Here is a 17197-nt window from a genome sequence, read left to right on the forward strand (position 1 = left end):
CCGTAAGCAAGGGCGTCACTCGATTCAATGACCTCGTTGTTTAGCTTTAGCTTGCTGTCTTTTCAGCTGCCACTTCCGATCTCTTTCTGATTCTTTTTCTTCCCTCGAAGTTTTTTGTCTTACCTGTTTTCTTTGCTCTAATTCCAATTTGATTGCCTGTGTTGTGCGTAAGTGGATGCTCCAACAGACTTTACCTCACGGGCTGCCTCTCTTGCAAGCCTTTTGGGATTACTTTTTTTAGTTATCGACCTCGGAGCCGCAATAATTGCATTGGCTTGATTAAAAAGTTGAAATAATTGCTGATTAACGAATTTCAAGACCTCTTCATCATGTGGTTCAGGGCCAAAGATATGTTGAACAGCCCTCACTTTACCATCAATCGCTTGTTCGGCAACACCAACCCAAAACTGCCCGTCATGGTAAATGGTAAGTTTCATCTAAATCCCCCTCTTCATAATGAACTGCAGGAACAATGGACATCCCGAGGGGGAAGGTTACTGGCACCGTGCTTGCGGCGCATCCGGACTACCAACCGGAATCGTGTTTTTATGCTCCTTATTTATATATATCAAATATTTAGCATGTTTTCAACAGATTAAGCCGTTGCTTGAAGCGGATGCAAGATTGTCGGGAGAAGGAAAGAGAGTTTTGTTATCCTGAATCGACAAATTAACTAAAAATTCGGTTTGACAGTTAAGCAGTGAGCAATTATACTCCTAATTGGTAATACTTATGATTTTAATAAATAATATTTATCGATAAAGAAGAGGAGATAAATCTTACTAATTGTGTCCAGAAAAAGCAAAGACCCGACTATAAAAATCACCCACCTCAGCAAATCCTTCGGCAATGTTGAGGCTCTTCGCAATGTCAGCCTGGAAATTAATTCCGGCGAGATACTGGCGATTGTCGGCGACAATGGCGCCGGCAAAAGCACCCTGATTAAGATGTTAGCGGGGGCGCTGATTCCCGATCAAGGCCAGATTATTATTGAAGGTAAAAGTTACAGCTCTCTGACGCCTGGTAGAGCGATCAGCCTGGGGATATCGACCGTTTATCAGGACCTGGCCCTGGTTGACTGCTGCGATGTAGTCAGCAATATTTTTTTGGGCCGGGAGCCGGTCTATGCCGGTTTTCTGGTGAACAGGCGCAAGATGGAAAAAGAAGCCGGCAGAATGCTGGAAGGACTGCAGATCAATATTCCATCGTTGAATACGCCGGTAGGCAAGCCTTGAGCTGTATAGAGCATCGAGGATTTCCCGGTCTGATTCGTCGTACATGGTTGCGGGAAATTTAGTGGTTTTGGTCCGCCAAGGGTGATTTTCTGCAGGTGTAACAGGTTTACGGGGCTGCCTTGGCTGTTTGGGAACGGAATCTTTTGATGGTAACGATTCCAATACCTCAACATCATAGATTGAGCCGTTATATTGCACCTTTAAGCCGAACTGAGTGTTTTTTAATACGGTAACTTTAGCTTTGGGAATCATCGGTATCGTTTTACCGTTACGAATAACCCTGTAATAAACACCTCCGTAAGAGAACGTAGAACCGTGGTCAACCTGTCTAGTCTCTTTGATGAATAAGATGTGGTCGAGATTAACATTATCCTCAAGCTCACGGTAAGGCTGGGGATCTCTAGGCTCAACAGCAAACTTTTCATTGTACTTTTTAATAAACGCAGCCAAGAAAGCATTAGCTTCTTCCATAGTAGTTATACCGGCAATACTTAATTCCACGGTAGTCGGCTTTGCAGGGTTTCCCACAGTCTTTCAATACGGCCCTTTGCTTGGGCAGTTTTTGCCCAGATAAGATTAATACTTAGCTCAGCCATAGCCCTGCCAAACTGAGTATTCTTGGCCTTTTTGCCGTTTAATTCGTCCTCAATCGATAACCTGTCTGTTTTAGGAGAGCGGAAGATGGTGTGGCGGTCAGCATAAATGGCCAGTGGCACACCATTATTCGAGATTACAGTCTTCATAATCCGGAAATACCCTTCAAGGCATTCGTTAGGCGTGAAAAATAAGGCTAAAATCTCCCCTGTGGCATCATCAACGGCTCCATGTAGAGAACATTCCTCATTGTTAAAAAACCAGGCGTGGGGGCTGGCATCGATAATCACCAGCATACCCCTTTGGGGCTTCCTTTTCCTGCGTTTATGATGTTTCACTTTGCTATGCTTCTTAGGGCTTGTAAATCCATTGGAAACAAGTATCTTGTAAACTGAAGGCTTGCTAAGGCTGATAGACTCATATTCCTTAAGCAACTCCTGAAAATGTGAAAAATTAGCTTTTGAATATTTCTCCGATTGTTTATGATTGACCACTAAATCTCGGACTTCATCAGTAAGAGCATGTGAAGGTTTCCGGTCTCTGTTTTTATGGATTACGAACGACTCGCCGTTTTCTTTGACCCCCTTTTTAATGCGTTTTACCTGGCGTTCGCTGAGGCCAAGAGTCTCTGCGGCTTCACTGATAGTCATTTTCCCGTCAAGCAAGCAACGGGCGACATAAAGCTTGTTTCGTTCATCCTGTGTCATTGATAATATCATCCTCCCATTTTACCCAGAGAGGGGGTGACATTTTCTCAGAAATATTTCAGGGTGACATTATCACAGAATGAACACATACGCTAAATAATTTTACTTGAAGCGAGATGATTATAATGGTAAGATCATGCCGTAATCAGTCACAATGCGTCGCAATTCACAATGTTATGATGATATATGGCATATTAGGCGACATTTAGTTATGGTTTGCGAAGGTGGGAATTAATTAGAGTGGGGGGTAGTTTTAGATGATCGAAGAAATGATGCCTGATATATACCGGATAGAAGTCCCTCTGCCTAAAAGTCCCCTCAAGGTTTTAAATGCCTATCTCGTCAAGGGGCAGAGGCGCAATCTGCTCATTGATACCGGCTTCAATATGGAAGAATCCAAAGCAGTATTATTTAAGGCCTTAAAAACACTAGGGGTTGATTTAGCGCAAACAGATATTTTTCTTACGCATTTGCATCCTGATCATAGCGGCCTTATTTCGGCTTTTACCACCGAAAGTTCGGTGATCTACTGCGGCGAACTCGACGCATATATCCTTAACGCCACCCATACCGTGTCCTATTGGTCGGAACTGAAGATACTATTCGGTTTGCATGGATTTCCGCAGCAAGCTATTGATGAGGTAATCAGCAAGCATCCTGGTTGCAACTACAACCCGGATCGGGATCATGTTTTCAGCTTTGTCAAGGATGGCTACATTCTGGACATTGGCGGCTATTACTTTCATTGCGTGGAAACCCCCGGACATACCCCGGGGCATGTGTGTCTTTATGAGCCTGAGCGCCAGATTTTAGTATCCGGTGACCACATTCTGGACAACATCACCTCTAATATCAGTGAGTTAGGGATTACTGATCCCCTGGGCAATTATTTGAAGAGCCTCAAGAAGATTGAATGTCTGGACATCCGCCTGGCGCTGCCGGGCCACCGGCGGGTTATGGCCGACGTGCACAGGCGCATCAGTGAATTACAAACACATCATGACCACAGGTTGGCCGAAGTCTTAAACATATTAAAAGACGGGCCAGCCGACGCCTATCAAGTCGCCGCCCGGATGACGTGGGATTTCGCCGGGACCTGGGACCAGTTTCCTCTGTCACAGAAATGGTTTGCCGCCGGCGAGGCTATTGCCCACCTGCTCTACTTATATAACAAAAATCAGCTCCGGTTCACTAAAGCTGACGGAAACCTCGCCTTTGAGCTTATCGCTTGAGTTCCCGGTTCAACAGCACATCAAAGTAAAAAATAATATTCTAGCCCTTGCGAGCCGTTGGAATGGTTGGCAAGGGCTTTTGATTTATGAGCACTGGAATGAAAATGGTTAGCCCGCTAAATATAATGGGATTACTATAGCTGTATTGCCCGGCAACTTGGAAGACATAGTTCCTAAGAGTAATAGGGAACTGGCTGAAAGGATAATTGGAAATAACGGTTTGTTGATCTCTGAATATGCTTTGGGGCAGGATTTTCTTAAGGAAAACTATACTGAATATTGTAGAATACAGAGTGGCTTATCGTTAGGAATTTGCCCTGTCCAGACGGATATTACCGGGGGGGACGATGCGTACTGTAGAGTTTGCTGAAAACCAGGGCAAAGTAGTTTTTTGTCCACAACCCCTTGAGGATGAAAACTTACCTCAGTATAGGGGAGTGGTGAAATTGCTTTCTGAAAAGAGGGCTATTATACTGTCTGGGAACGATTATAGTTCTATAGATTCATTGTTGATGAGAGAAGTCATCTATTATAAGGAAAGAAGTTGAGACCTCCGCAATAAAATAGTTTACTATTTTTCACAGGGGCATTTTGATTCATTATGTGGAAGGTGAATTGACGCTATTTGTCGAAATTTTGAATGCATCACTGCTAATGAGGTAATAGTCAATGAAAGACAAAGATAAGACTAAAGAACAACTCATCGATGAATTGGCCGGATTAAGAGAACAGGTTAATTTTTACAAGCAAGTGCTTGACGAACTCCCTGTGAGCACAGTTTTTTATGATAAATCGGAGAAATTAATTTATAAAAACAAAGCCACCCAACTTATCGATGGTTACGAAGATAAGCTTTTCCCATCTCTCAATAAATGTGTTTTGGGTCCGAAAGAAATTGCTATTGTGGCTAAGGATGGTGCTGCTAAAGAAGTTCTTTTAATCGAAAACCCCATTTATGATTATAATAGTAATTTTATGGGTACATGTGTTTGTGCTTTGGATATAACTAACTATGTTATGGAAATTAAACAAGCTGGAGAGGCTTTGCAAGAACAATTACATTTTATGCAGCGATTGATTGATACTATTCCAAACCCTATTTTTTACAAGGATGTAAAGGGCTTTTATAATGGCTGCAACAAAGCTTGGGAGCAATATCTTGGTTTAACTAAAGAAGAAATTGTGGGAGCTAGCGCTTATGATATTCACCCTAAAGATTTAGCAGACAAGTACCATGAAATGGATGAATTGCTGTTTAATAATCCAGGTGTACAGCTTTACGAAATACCTTTTATTCATGCTGATGGCACCAAGCATGAAGTTATTCTCAACAAGGCTACATACCTGAATAATAATGGATCTTTGGCTGGTTTGGTGGGAGTGCTTATAGATATTACTGAACGCAAGTTGGTTGAGGAAAAACTTCGTTCCGCCAACCAGCGGTTTCAAGATATCATCGAATTTCTTCCGGACGCTACCTATGTGGTTGACAGTGAAAAAAAAGTTATTGCCTGGAATTTGGCCATGGAGGAGCATACTGGAATACCGAAGAGGGATATTTTGGGTAAAGAAGGTAATATTGACACTATACCCTATTATGGAAAAGCCAGGCTTAATTTGATCGATCTTTTGCTCGCAGAAGACAAGGGTATGGAAAAATACTATGACTACGTTGAAAGAAAGGGCAACACCATCTCTGCCGAGGTCTATTTACCATTCGTAAATAAAGGTATGGGCGCTTACCTGTGGGGAATTGCCTCACTACTCTTTGATGGTAATGGTAATATGATTGGAGCTATCCAGTCTAACCGTGACATAACAAGCCGCAAACTATATGAGAAATCACTTAAATTATCTGAGGAACGATTTGCCAAAGCTTTTAATGCTTCCCCTGAACTAATGGCTATTACAACGATTGCAGACGGTCGATATATTGATGTTAACAAAAGTTTTCTGAGGACAACAGGTTATCATCGTGATGAGGTGATAGGTCACACTTCAAATGAAATAAATATTTGGGTTGACCCGGAAACCCGGAAAGTTTTAATAGATACAATTGAAAAACATGGAAGCATTTATAACAAGGAGCTTAGTATACGGGCCAAATCGGGAGAAGAGCGCGAGGTGCTTTTTTCAGCTGAGATAATTAGTCTTAACGACGAGCAGTGTATGCTGACAGTGGTAAATGATATCACTAACCGAAAAAAGATTGAAAAAGAGATGGCGCGTCTCGATCGCCTAAACATGGTGGGGGAGATGGCTGCTGGTATCGGTCATGAGATTAGGAATCCCTTAACAATAGTAAAGGGGTTTTTGCAATTACTGAGAAGTAAAGAACAATGTTCTCAATACTTGGAGTTTTTTGACCTGATGATCGATGAACTGGAAAGGGCAAATTCAATTATTACAGAGTTTCTTTCATTAGCTAAAAATAGAGTCGTAAATTTGAAAAAGGTAAACATCAACAGTATATTGGAAACTATGTTGCCTCTAATCCAAGCTGATGGATTTAAATCTGATAAGCATATCATAATGGAGCTTGGTGATATACCAGAATTGTTGCTTGATGAGAAGGAAATGCGGCAGCTGATTTTAAACCTTGTGCGCAATGGATTGGAAGCTATGAATAATAGCGGTAACCTTACTATAAGAACATATACTGATAGTGAAGAGGTTGTTCTGGCAGTCCAGGATGAAGGCGCGGGAATCCCTGAGGAAATTTTGGGGAAAATAGGCACACCTTTTTTCACCACGAAAGAATCCGGGACCGGTTTGGGATTGGCTGTTTGCTATAGCATTATTGCCAAACATAAAGCAAATGTTAAAATTTCAACCGGTTCAACAGGGACAACTTTTTACGTGAGGTTTGCAAGATAGAAAGACTGTTAACCTGCCTACCGGCTCTGTTAAAATGCTTAACTCTACGAGTGCTGTATTAAATTACATTGCTGCAGTTATTTGCGGCATTTTTTTATCTGCAAAATTTCTTCATAACAGTTTTATCTTGACATAACTCCAGCTTGAGATTATAAGTAATAATAACTAGTAAATAAGAATATATGTATTTAGGAGGTTGTCTCTTGAAAGAACAACAACTTGTTGAGCAGCTGCGTCGCAACGGATATAAAATCACACCGCAACGTCAGGAGATCCTGAAGGCGTTCATGGAAAGCAGCAGCAGGCTGCCGCAAAGCGCCGAGGACATTCACAATAGAGTTGTTGAAAAATACCCTAATGTCAGCCTGGACACGATTTATCGAAATCTTAATGTGCTTGAGGGTTTAGAGATCATCAGCAGGCTTAGCCTCAAAGACGGCAAGAGCCGTTATGAGTTAAACCCGGGTGGCAGTCACCAGCATCATTTAATTTGTTTGGGGTGTGGAGCGGCGGAAGCAATAGACTATTGCCCGTTACAGGCCCTGCATGAGATAGGAATAGCAGAGGAGAAAAAATTTGAAATCAGAGAACACAGCTTTGAGATATTTGGCTATTGCTCACTTTGCAGAGAGCGGTCTGATGAGATAGGCAAACTGCCTGGTAAATGCAGTTGAACAGTATGTACAAAGCCTCAAGGTCGTTTGGATGGCAATTTTATCGAAATTCTTAAGTGAGGCATTTGAATTAATGGGTATTACGGAGATTTTTGAGCATATGCAAGAAAAAGCCTGCGGTCTTTGCTGTACAAAGCTGGAAGGCTTTGGGGTGAGTATTGGTAAAACTGAAATACTCAGGGACATCAATATTCATATTCATTGCGGAGAATTGACGGCCTTAATTGGCCCCAACGGGGGAGGGAAGACCACCCTGTTGAAAGCGATCCTTGGTGAAATCTCCCATACCGGCGCGATCAAATTTCTTGACGCCAGGGAACAAAAGAGCAGGAAGCCGGTCGTGGGCTATGTTCCCCAAAGATTGGATTTTGACCGGGGAGCGCCGGTCAGCGTAATGGATCTGTTCGCCGCCAGTTTATCTGTCCGGCCGGTCTGCTTCGGTTATTCACGGAAACTGCGTGAACGCGTTTCAGCCAGTTTGGTCCATGTTCAGGCGGACCACCTTTTGGAACGGCGGTTGGGGGATCTCTCGGGAGGGGAAATGCAGCGGGTACTTTTAGCGTTGGCTCTCGACCCGGGGCCAGACCTGCTTTTGATGGACGAACCCGTTTCAGGCGTTGACGCGAGGGGCAGAGAGTTATTTTACCAACTGGTTTTTAACTTGCGCCGTCAATATGACCTCTCGATTATTCTGGTCTCCCACGATTTGGATATGGTAGCGCGTTATGCCGACCGCGTTGTGCTTTTGAACAAGACGGTACTCTGTACAGGCGCTCCGGCAGAGGTCTTGACCAGCGAAAAGCTCCTGCAGGCTTATGGGCAGCTCTGCTTGGAAACTAAGGCGCAAAACTATTTGCAGCCCAATATCGTTGGAGGTGTCCCCGTTTAATGGAGCTTTGGTATGCTTTTGTTAGCCATATGTTACCGTTTGCCTGGGCCAGCCATGGGTTTATGAAGAATGCCCTGCTGGCAGTGTTGTTGGTCGGGCCAATGTTCGCCATCATGGGGACGATGGTTGTCAATAATAAAATGGCTTTTTTTTCTGATACCATTGGACATTCTTCGCTAACAGGCATTGCTATCGGAGTGCTCCTGGGATTCCAGGACCCTTTATGGATCATGCTTGTTTTTTCAGTCTTTTTGGCGGTTGCTATTTCCATGCTGAAACTCTGGACTACGGCCCCCACCGATACTGTGATTGGTTCGGTTGCCGCAATAATGGTAGCTCTCGGCATAGTCCTGCTCTCGCGGGGGGGAGGTTTCGCCAAGTTCTCACGGTTTCTCATCGGTGATATACTTAGCATAACTTCCGGGGAAGTGCTGCTCTTGGCCATAGCTCTGGGCGGGGTTTTACTCCTATGGGGATTGATGTTCAACAAGTTTTTGCTGGTTAGCGTTAATCAATCCGTCGCTCTTAGCAGGGGCATACCTGTGCGTCTGGTAGAAATAATTTTTTGCGTGGCAACGGCGATTATAGTAACCATATCGATTCAATGGGTCGGCATCCTGATTATAAATTCATTTTTGATTTTACCGGCTGCAGCGGCCCGTAATGTAACCGGCAACATGATGAGCTACCATATCGTTTCGGTATTGATAACAATTTTTTCTGGAGTTGCCGGCCTGTTATTGTCTTACTACTGGGCTACCGCTACCGGGGCAACGATTGTTTTAATAACTGCCCTTTTCTACTTGGCCACTCTTTTGATGAAACCCCGTTTGGCCTGAAAATAGACTAAAATTTGTTATTATTCCAAAATCTTATGTCTAAAACTCGCCATTTTGTGAAGGGATTAAGATCTTCGGCAGAGAAAATATTAAAATGAGCTTGACAATAGGCCAGGACTTGGCCTACTCTTTTATTTACGGCATTGTCGAGCTGCGTGGGACAGCCCGTCCACCTTATGGCTGGTTTTTTGACTTTTCCCAGATATAGGCGCCGATTTGGCTAAGCGCTTTCTTTAGGCCGCCAGGGTCTTTTAGTGTATAGCCCTTTGCCCAGTAATCAGCAAGTATTTCGTTGAATTTCACAAACCCGGATATTCCGGTAACAATCCAAAGATGAACATACCCTACATCTTTTTCATCGCAGGAATGGTCCTGGTCGTGTTTGTGGGTAATGCGAAAATCGCGTATGCAGTTTTCGTCATCACACCATGATAGGGTCCCTTCATTTACAGTTAATTCTTTGCCGCAAGTGTCACATAAAAAGGCCAAAACGAATCACTTCCATTTCTATATTTTAAAAATTATAAATACAATTAAGAATGCTTGACCATTATTTTTCCACAAAACGAGTCCGGGCACCTTCTTTTTATGAGAAATGAAACGCATAAAGATTTCAAAATTATCTAAATTAAGACAGGTTGTGGTGCCTTTTACAATCGCGTGACTATTTGAAGAAGGCGCACTGACTTCATGGCATCCCTTTTGCATATTCATTATTAAGATAATACTAAATATTTAGTTATTAAGGGGGGGTGCTATAGGCAATGGCTTGCAGGCTATCTTGAAAGGGATGGCCTAATTAGGTAATTCCCGCCATAGCTGCTGTTAAAATGTGTGCGTGTCAATTATACGCGGGTTTACCGGGAGAAAAGGTCTTGGTTTGGGTGGGCTGAACAAGCCCACAGCGCAGTGTCGTGTAGTGTACGTTAAGGGGAGGATTTTAGTTCGGCTGAGCTGTTAAAAGCTCGTACAGTTAGTAAAGGACTTCAGAAAAAACCTTTTATTACTGGTGAGGTTTAGGGGTGTTTGCCTCAATCTGTTCCTTTGGGGAAAGGAGAGTAACATGGAGCTAGCGAAGAACTTACAGAAGACTCTCAATAAGTCTTATGGAAAGACAGACCTGTATGTTGACCTCGCTGAATCGATTACCGGTATTATACTGGTAGGTTTCTTGTGGATGCACATGCTCTTTGTAGGTACGATTTATATCAATAATGGTGTTTTGTTTAACTCGTTATCCGAGGGTCTGGATAAGTATTATCTGGCTCAAATTGGCATACCGGCCACGGTATTGGTTATTTTGCTTCACATTTTTATGGCCGGCCGGCGCGCGCCGATGCGCCTGCGTGATTTGAGGATAGCGTGGCGGTTGACCAAGATGCTCAATCACTATGATACCTGGGTTTGGGTTGGTCAGGTAATCACAGCCTTATTGATAGGTATTTTCGCAAGTATGCACCTTTGGACAGTCATGACAACCTGGCCTATTGAAGCGGTGAAAAGCGCTCACCGTGTCGCCGATCCGGGTGTTGCTTTTTGGGGTCATTTCAGCATCCCATACTATTTAATTTTTTATACAATTTTTCTGCTCGTGGGAGAATACCACGCCGGATTCGGACTCTACCGTATCCTTGTCAAGTGGGGCTGGTTTGAGCGGCATAAAATGGGCTGGGTGTTAAAAGGAATAACCGTTATTATTATTTGCATCGGCGTTGGAGCCCTTTACATGTTCACTCAGTTAGCTAAAATGTATCCGCATGTAGGAGGTGCCCTATGAGCGCGAAACATACTCATATATCTGATGTTCTAGTTGTTGGCGCCGGCCTTGCCGCTGAACGGTCCGCCATTGAGGCTGCCGAACAGGGGTTGAGTGTTATTATCCTAAGCCTGATTCCGCCGCGGCGCTCGCACAGTACCGCTGCCCAGGGCGGCATGCAGGCGTCTCTAGGAAACGTTGCGATGGGCTTGGGTGATAACCCCAGGATTCACCTGGAGGATACTATTAAAGGTTCTGACTGGGGCTGCGACCAGGAAGTCGCTAAAGCGTTTTGCGATACTGTTCCGATTATGATCCGGCAACTTGACGCCTGGGGTGTCCCCTGGAACCGTGTTACGGCCGGTAAGAAAAAATACGCCAGTGGTGTAGAAACAGAGGACTTAAAAGAAAAAGAAGGTTTGATTACCGCCCGTGACTTCGGCGGTGTGGCCAAGTGGCGCTGCTGCTATACAGCTGATGGCACCGGCCATACGGTGATGTTCGTTGTGGACACAGTCGTTTGCAAGCTGGGGATTACCGTCCATGACCGGATGGAAGCCATCTCCTTGATACACGACGGTGAAACCTGTTTGGGAGTTGTCGCCAGAGACTTGAGAACTGGTGACTTAAACGTATACCTGGCCAAGTCGACCGTTATTGGTACCGGTGGCGCCGGACGTATATACGCTGCGTCCACCAACGCTGTTATCTGTGAAGGCACCGGCGGGGCTATCTGCCTCAACACCGGTCTTGTTCCTCTCGGCAATATGGAAGCTGTCCAGTTCCACCCCACGGGCATGCCGCCGGTGTGGATCCTGATGACAGAAGGAGCCCGGGGTGACGGTGGATACCTCTTGGATAAGAACATGCACCGCTTTATGCCCGATTACGAGCCTAAGAAGAAAGAACTTGCCTCACGTGACGTCGTCTCCCGCCGCATGATCCAGCATATTCGGGCAGGTTATGGTATCCAGAGCAAGTACGCGCCGCAGCACCTCTGGTTGGATATCCGCCATTTGGGTCGCAAGTGGGTATGGAACAACTTGCGTGAGATATCCAATATCGCCATGAACTTTAACGGTTTGGATCCGGCCAAGGATCTGGTTCCGGTTCTCCCCACCCAGCACTATACCATGGGCGGTATCCGGACCAATAAGAACGGTTTTGCATACGGCCTCAAGGGTCTCTTTGCTATCGGTGAAGCGGCCTGTTGGGACCTCCACGGCTTCAACCGCCTGGGCGGCAACTCCCTGGCGGAAACAGTCACCGCGGGATTCCTGGTTGGTAAAGAGGTTGCCAAATATACCCTGGGTGCTACACAGAAGTTTGATTACAAACTGGTCGAAGGTTTTGTCAAGCAGGAAGAAGAACGGATCAAGAACCTTATTTCCGGCAAAAACGGTAAGGAAAACACATACGAAATCAAGGAAGCAATGGGACAGACCATGATGGACCATGTCCACATCTTCCGGACCGGTCCGGCATTGCAAGAAGGTGTGACAAAGCTCCAAGAACTCTACAGGCGTTCACTGAAGATCGGACTGCGTTCCTCCGGACAGGGAGCCAATCCGGAACTGGCTCAAGCATTGCGGATGCCAGGTATGATCCGTATGGCGCTCTGCGTGGCATACGGCGCTCTGATGCGTACGGAAAGCCGTGGCAGCCACTCTCGCGAAGACTTCCCGAAGCGGGATGACGCCAATTGGCTTAAGCGGACGCTGGCTTACTGGAAACCAGGGGCCGATCTGCCCACGCTTGACTACGAACCTGTTGCCACTCCACATATGCCTCCAGGAGACCGCGGCTATGGAGAAGCAACCGCAGGCCCGAAGGCGGCAAAATAACGTGGTAAAAGGAGGCATGAATAGATGGCACGCAAGTTAACATTCTCGATTTTTCGCTATAATCCGAACAAGCCGGGCGATAAGCCCAGGATGCAGGAATATACGTTCGAAGAATTCGAAGGTTTGACCATGTTCGTGGCACTGAACAAGATCCGTGAAGAGATGGATCCGACCCTGATGTTTGACTTCGTCTGCCGCGCAGCGATCTGCGGTTCCTGCGCCATGATGATTAACGGCAGGCCCCGGTTGGCCTGCAAAACCATGACCAGGAACCTGCCCAGCCGGATTACGGTGTTGCCGTTGCCGGTATTCAAGCTGATTGGAGACCTCTCGGTTGATACTGGAACCTGGTTCAGGAATTTACAGATCAAGACCGAATCATGGATTCATACCAATAAGAAGTTTGACCCCAATGCTCTGGAAGTAAGGATGGATAATAAAACGGCAGAAGAAATTTATGAGCCGGAACGTTGCGTTGAGTGTGGCTGTTGTGTGGCTACCTGCGTAACTGCCAATATCCGTGAAGACTTCATTGGAGCAACAGGAATCAACAGGGTTTCGCGTTTCATGATGGATCCTCGGGATGAACGTTCAGACGCTGAATATTATGAAGTGGTTGGCAATGAGGACGGCGCTTTTGGCTGTGTTGGTTTGATGGCATGTGCCGACCTGTGCCCCATGGAAATACCCTTGCAGACGCAGCTGGCTTATGCCCGGCGCAAGATGGCCGCAGCCGGCTTAAAGCTCCAGTTTGCGGGAGTGAAAATATCTTAAACAGGTAACTCTTTAGTAAGGACTAAAACGCCGTGGCGGAAATGAAAACTGCCACGGTGTTTTTTTCTGTATTGAAGGACATATAATGATGAGTTTCTCAAGGCAAGTAGCCGTCTTGGTATAGAAAATATTAGGAGATACAAAATATGTGTGTGGTTGATTTTGTTCGTCAAATATTGGTATAATGTATTGTATTTTAAAAGAAATTAAAGCACTCCATTGAAAGCGGTGAACCGTTGCAATGAAAATTTATGATGAACTGGTAGCTCGTGGCTTGATTGCCCAGGTTACCGACGAAGGAGAAATTAAAGAACTTATTAATAATGGTAATGCAACATTTTATATTGGATTTGATCCAACTGCGGATTCTTTGCATGTTGGTCATTTTATGGCCCTATCCCTGATGAAACGCTTGCAGATGGCAGGAAACAAACCGGTTGCTCTTCTTGGAGGCGGAACAGGGATGATTGGTGATCCATCCGGCCGGACGGATATGCGTTCGATGATGACACCTGAAACAATTCAGCACAATATTGATTGCTTGAAAAAGCAGATGGAACGCTTCATCGAGTTTGGTGAAGATAAGGCGATTATGGTTAATAATGCAGACTGGCTCTTAAAGCTGAATTATATTGAATTACTGCGTGAAGTAGGAACCTGTTTTTCTGTAAATAATATGTTGCGCGCAGAATGTTATAAGAACAGAATGGAAAAGGGACTCTCCTTTTTGGAATTCAATTATATGATCATGCAGTCCTACGATTTTTATTACCTGTTTCAGCATTACGGGTGCAATATGCAGTTCGGCGGTGACGACCAGTGGTCTAATATGCTGGGTGGTACTGAACTGATTCGCCGTAAGTTAGGCAAAGATGCCTACGCCATGACAATTACACTACTAATGAACTCCGAAGGCAATAAGATGGGCAAGACGGCCAAGGGTGCTGTTTGGCTTGACCCCAACAAAACCTCACCTTTTGAATTCTTTCAGTATTGGCGTAATGTCGGTGACGCTGATGTGCTCAAGTGCATCCGTATGCTTACCTTCTTGTCCCTGGAACAGATTGACAAAATGGACAAATGGGAAGGCAGCCAGCTAAACGAAGCCAAGGAAATTCTGGCCTATGAACTGACAAAGCTGGTCCACGGTGAAGAAGAAGCCCAAAAGGCCATGAACGCTTCTCACGCTCTCTTCGCAGGCGGCACGGATGATTCTGACATGCCAACTACTGAAATTGAAACCGAGCAACTGACCAATGGTGCGATCAGTATTTCGGATTTGCTGGTGGTGTGTGGTTTAACGGCTTCTAAGAGTGAAGGAAGACGTCTGGTGCAACAGGGTGGTGTATTTGTTAATGATACTAAAGTTGAATCCATTGATCATAAAATTACTTTAGAACAATTGAAAAACAGTGTCAAAATACGTAAAGGTAAGAAAACTTACCATAAGGCTTTGATGAAGTAAAGAAAATGATAACTGGAGTAAAAGCCTGGGTAACTATATCGGTATAGACGAACGATATGATGCTGCGGTATTTTAAACTGGTAACTGCCGTATCTCTGTAAGAGTTGGGTGATATTGAAAGAGGCTTAAAGTTCGGTGAAATGCATCCAAGGATGTCAAGATGCGCCTGGCCAGGGAAATTGTCTCACAGTACCATGACCATGATGCAGCAGTTGCCGTTGGAAGAGGAATTGATAAGAATATTCCAACAAAAAGATCAGCCTGATGAAATACCTGACTTTAGATTATCAGAGGACATGCTGGAGGACGGGTTGATCTTGCTGCCCAAATTAGCACCCGGCAGCGCCTCAAGCACAAGCAACGACAGACGTCTTATCCAGCAGGGGGCGGTAAAAGTCCGAGGAGAAAAAATTTAAAGTGCAAATGGCCCAAAGGGTTGAGATATAAACTTTTGACCAGGAAGAATCTATTTCAAGAACAGAATTAAGATAAGAAAGGGCGCTTAGGCGCCTTTTCTATTTTCGAACAACTAATATTGGCATGATTTAGTACAGCCCTTGGAACATTTTTTTATGCACTTATTGCAATCAGCAATCATTTTTACTGTTGAAACATAAATTAGTATACGGGAATTATTTTAAAAAATTAGTCCCATTTAACATGGTTTAAGGAGGTGACAACCTGTTGTTTAAAAGGAGAAGAAGGGTGCGGCCAGGCCTTGTGCTGGGCGCCTTCTTTCTTGCTTTAGCGGCGCTCTTGATCATGCTGGATCTTTCACTCAGAGGTACCTTCTATGGCATAGCAGAGGTCAAAGCAGTGCAAATAGCAACAAATGCTATCCAGGAGACACTCAAGGAACAGGTAGTTGATCAGAATATCCGGTATCAGGATTTTATTGTAATTCACACGGACAGCGAGGGACACATAACCCTGATGCAGGCCGATACCGTCAGTGTCAATAAATTTGCCGCTGCAACAACACTGGCAGTAGAAAAAGCTCTAGAAAATTTCAGGTGGCAATCCTTTAGTATTCCGCTCGGGCAAATGCTAAGACTTCCACTGTTGGCACACTGCGGCCCAAATATTACCTACCATATTATGCCGGTTGGCTCGGTAAGAGTAAATGTTTTAGACAAGTTTGAGTCCGCTGGGATAAACCAGACCAGACATTCAATATACCTTGCTTTTGACACCAGCGTCCGCATTGTAGTGCCTTCCAAAAGCGGTGAGGCAGTTGTAACAACTCAAGTGCCTCTGGTGGAAAGTATAATAGTAGGAAACGTACCTGACACGTTTGTAAATGTGACCGGAGGCGTTTTCGGAAGTGGTTTATTAAAATAGGTTTTTATTGAATCTTCCTCCAGCATAGTGAATAATTATAAATATCACGTTACAAAATATTTTATGGTCAATATAGTTATGTACTATAAAATTACAGATAATTTGATTTTTTATTCCAAATTTCTTGACAGATTACACTAAGTTATGGTAAATTATTAAATGTTGCTGCTGAATTTATCACGATTGGCTCAGGCCAGTCGAGTTAAGGTCAAGTAGCGGGGGACATCCTGCATTTACTGATATCAACCTGCACAAATTGCCACTTGACCGCAGATTGTAGAAGTGATAGAATAACAACTGTTCGCGCCGCAAGGCGCGAATCCGGCCAGAAAATACCAGTTGACGCGGGGCCGGCAGAAATGATAAGATAACATTTGCGTCGCGCTAAAGGGCGACACGGTCTTTGAAAACTAAACAGTGGATGGATGGAAATGAGACGTGGGATGTGAGACGTGAGACGTGGGAATGAATGACAGACTCAAGGGTCCAGGACCCAAGAGGAAGCCGGGAGTTCACACGACAAGCGAACTACGACCCATGACTCAACACATGACTCTCGTCAAAGTGAAAACTAAACGAGCAGTACATTCCAAAACAACGAGTGAGAAGTGTCGTAAAAGACACAGGCTCACAAACTTTACGAGCCAATCAAATTATTCAGATATAAATGGAGAGTTTGATCCTGGCTCAGGACGAACGCTGGCGGCGTGCTTAACACATGCAAGTCGTGCGGTGAGAGGTGAGAGTTGAGAGGTTAGAAGTGAGAATAAGAAGCAATTCGGCAAGCCGAATTGCAACGATAAAAATCTCACATCCAACTTCTCACATCTCACTTCTCATAGCGGCGGACGGGTGAGTAACGCGTGGATAACCTGCCTTAATGACCGGGATAACGCCGGGAAACTGGCGCTAATACCGGATACGCTCACGGGGAACACATGTTTGGGTGAGGAAAGGAGCAATCCGCATT

At 44.7% G+C, this 17197-nt stretch carries 16 protein-coding genes and 1 rRNA gene; 14 read left to right on the forward strand and 3 right to left on the reverse strand.

Going from position 1 to position 17197, the window contains the following annotated elements; translation table 11 throughout:
- Nucleotides 1-137: 137 nt before the first annotated feature.
- Nucleotides 138-437, reverse strand: a complete 300-nt coding sequence (locus Psfp_RS11660; protein ID WP_134218716.1) for a YjdF family protein — start codon at nt 435-437, stop codon at nt 138-140.
- A gap of 351 nt (nt 438-788) precedes the next feature.
- On the opposite strand from Psfp_RS11660, the gene Psfp_RS11665 reads away from it, so the two are divergent.
- Nucleotides 789-1235 carry an ATP-binding cassette domain-containing protein gene (locus tag Psfp_RS11665; protein WP_192895398.1) on the forward strand — a complete coding sequence of 149 codons (447 nt, stop codon included), beginning with the start codon at nt 789-791 and terminating at the stop codon, nt 1233-1235.
- Between the two features lie 491 nt (nt 1236-1726).
- Here the strand turns inward: Psfp_RS11665 and Psfp_RS22250 are convergent, their stop codons facing one another.
- Entirely contained in the window at nt 1727-2536 is an 810-nt protein-coding gene (locus tag Psfp_RS22250) for an ISNCY family transposase (protein ID WP_243120600.1), read from the reverse strand.
- A gap of 257 nt (nt 2537-2793) precedes the next feature.
- Here Psfp_RS22250 and Psfp_RS11675 point away from each other — a divergent pair, with 257 nt between their 5' ends.
- From Psfp_RS11675 to Psfp_RS11705, 6 genes are all read left to right on the forward strand, one after another.
- A complete protein-coding gene (locus Psfp_RS11675; protein ID WP_134218717.1) occupies nt 2794-3768 on the forward strand; it encodes an MBL fold metallo-hydrolase in 975 nt (324 codons plus the stop codon).
- Between the two features lie 347 nt (nt 3769-4115).
- Nucleotides 4116-4316, forward strand: a complete 201-nt coding sequence (locus Psfp_RS11685) for a hypothetical protein (protein WP_134218718.1) — start codon at nt 4116-4118, stop codon at nt 4314-4316.
- A 121-nt stretch (nt 4317-4437) separates the two neighbouring features.
- A complete protein-coding gene (locus tag Psfp_RS11690; RefSeq protein WP_134218719.1) occupies nt 4438-6645 on the forward strand; it encodes a PAS domain-containing sensor histidine kinase in 2208 nt (735 codons plus the stop codon).
- Between the two features lie 203 nt (nt 6646-6848).
- Nucleotides 6849-7319 (forward strand): Fur family transcriptional regulator, encoded by a 471-nt coding sequence (locus Psfp_RS11695; RefSeq protein ID WP_134218720.1) that lies wholly within the window; start codon nt 6849-6851, stop codon nt 7317-7319.
- Nucleotides 7320-7392: 73 nt separating this feature from the next.
- Nucleotides 7393-8208, forward strand: coding sequence for a metal ABC transporter ATP-binding protein (locus tag Psfp_RS11700; protein ID WP_134218731.1), 816 nt, complete (start codon nt 7393-7395; stop codon nt 8206-8208).
- Complete coding sequence (locus tag Psfp_RS11705; protein WP_134218721.1) at nt 8208-9047, forward strand: metal ABC transporter permease; 840 nt, start codon at nt 8208-8210, stop codon at nt 9045-9047. The genes Psfp_RS11700 and Psfp_RS11705 overlap by 1 nt, the downstream gene beginning before the upstream one ends.
- Before the next feature lie 174 nt (nt 9048-9221).
- On the opposite strand, the gene Psfp_RS11710 is transcribed toward Psfp_RS11705, so the two are convergent.
- A complete protein-coding gene (locus Psfp_RS11710; protein WP_134218722.1) occupies nt 9222-9536 on the reverse strand; it encodes a hypothetical protein in 315 nt (104 codons plus the stop codon).
- Nucleotides 9537-10110: 574 nt separating this feature from the next.
- Between Psfp_RS11710 and Psfp_RS11715 the strand changes: the two genes are divergently transcribed.
- The 7 genes from Psfp_RS11715 to Psfp_RS11745 form a co-directional block, all read left to right on the forward strand.
- Nucleotides 10111-10824 carry a succinate dehydrogenase gene (locus Psfp_RS11715; protein ID WP_134218723.1) on the forward strand — a complete coding sequence of 238 codons (714 nt, stop codon included), beginning with the start codon at nt 10111-10113 and terminating at the stop codon, nt 10822-10824.
- Complete coding sequence (locus Psfp_RS11720; protein WP_134218724.1) at nt 10821-12647, forward strand: fumarate reductase flavoprotein subunit; 1827 nt, start codon at nt 10821-10823, stop codon at nt 12645-12647. Before Psfp_RS11715 ends, Psfp_RS11720 begins: the two co-directional genes overlap by 4 nt.
- A 24-nt stretch (nt 12648-12671) precedes the next feature.
- Nucleotides 12672-13421: a fumarate reductase iron-sulfur subunit gene (locus Psfp_RS11725; RefSeq protein WP_134218725.1), complete on the forward strand. Its 750-nt coding sequence runs from the start codon at nt 12672-12674 to the stop codon at nt 13419-13421.
- Nucleotides 13422-13662: 241 nt separating this feature from the next.
- Nucleotides 13663-14886, forward strand: a complete 1224-nt coding sequence (gene tyrS / locus Psfp_RS11730; RefSeq protein ID WP_134218726.1) for a tyrosine--tRNA ligase — start codon at nt 13663-13665, stop codon at nt 14884-14886.
- Between the two features lie 200 nt (nt 14887-15086).
- Nucleotides 15087-15302, forward strand: a complete 216-nt coding sequence (locus tag Psfp_RS11735; protein WP_192895401.1) for a hypothetical protein — start codon at nt 15087-15089, stop codon at nt 15300-15302.
- A 268-nt stretch (nt 15303-15570) separates the two neighbouring features.
- Nucleotides 15571-16227 carry a sporulation protein YunB gene (gene yunB, locus Psfp_RS11740; protein WP_243120601.1) on the forward strand — a complete coding sequence of 219 codons (657 nt, stop codon included), beginning with the start codon at nt 15571-15573 and terminating at the stop codon, nt 16225-16227.
- A gap of 664 nt (nt 16228-16891) precedes the next feature.
- Nucleotides 16892-17197, forward strand: a 16S ribosomal RNA gene (locus Psfp_RS11745); the annotation flags it as partial.

Origin of the sequence: Pelotomaculum sp. FP, assembly GCF_004369245.1 — a bacterium.
GTDB classification, from domain to species: domain Bacteria; phylum Bacillota; class Desulfotomaculia; order Desulfotomaculales; family Pelotomaculaceae; genus Pelotomaculum_C; species Pelotomaculum_C schinkii.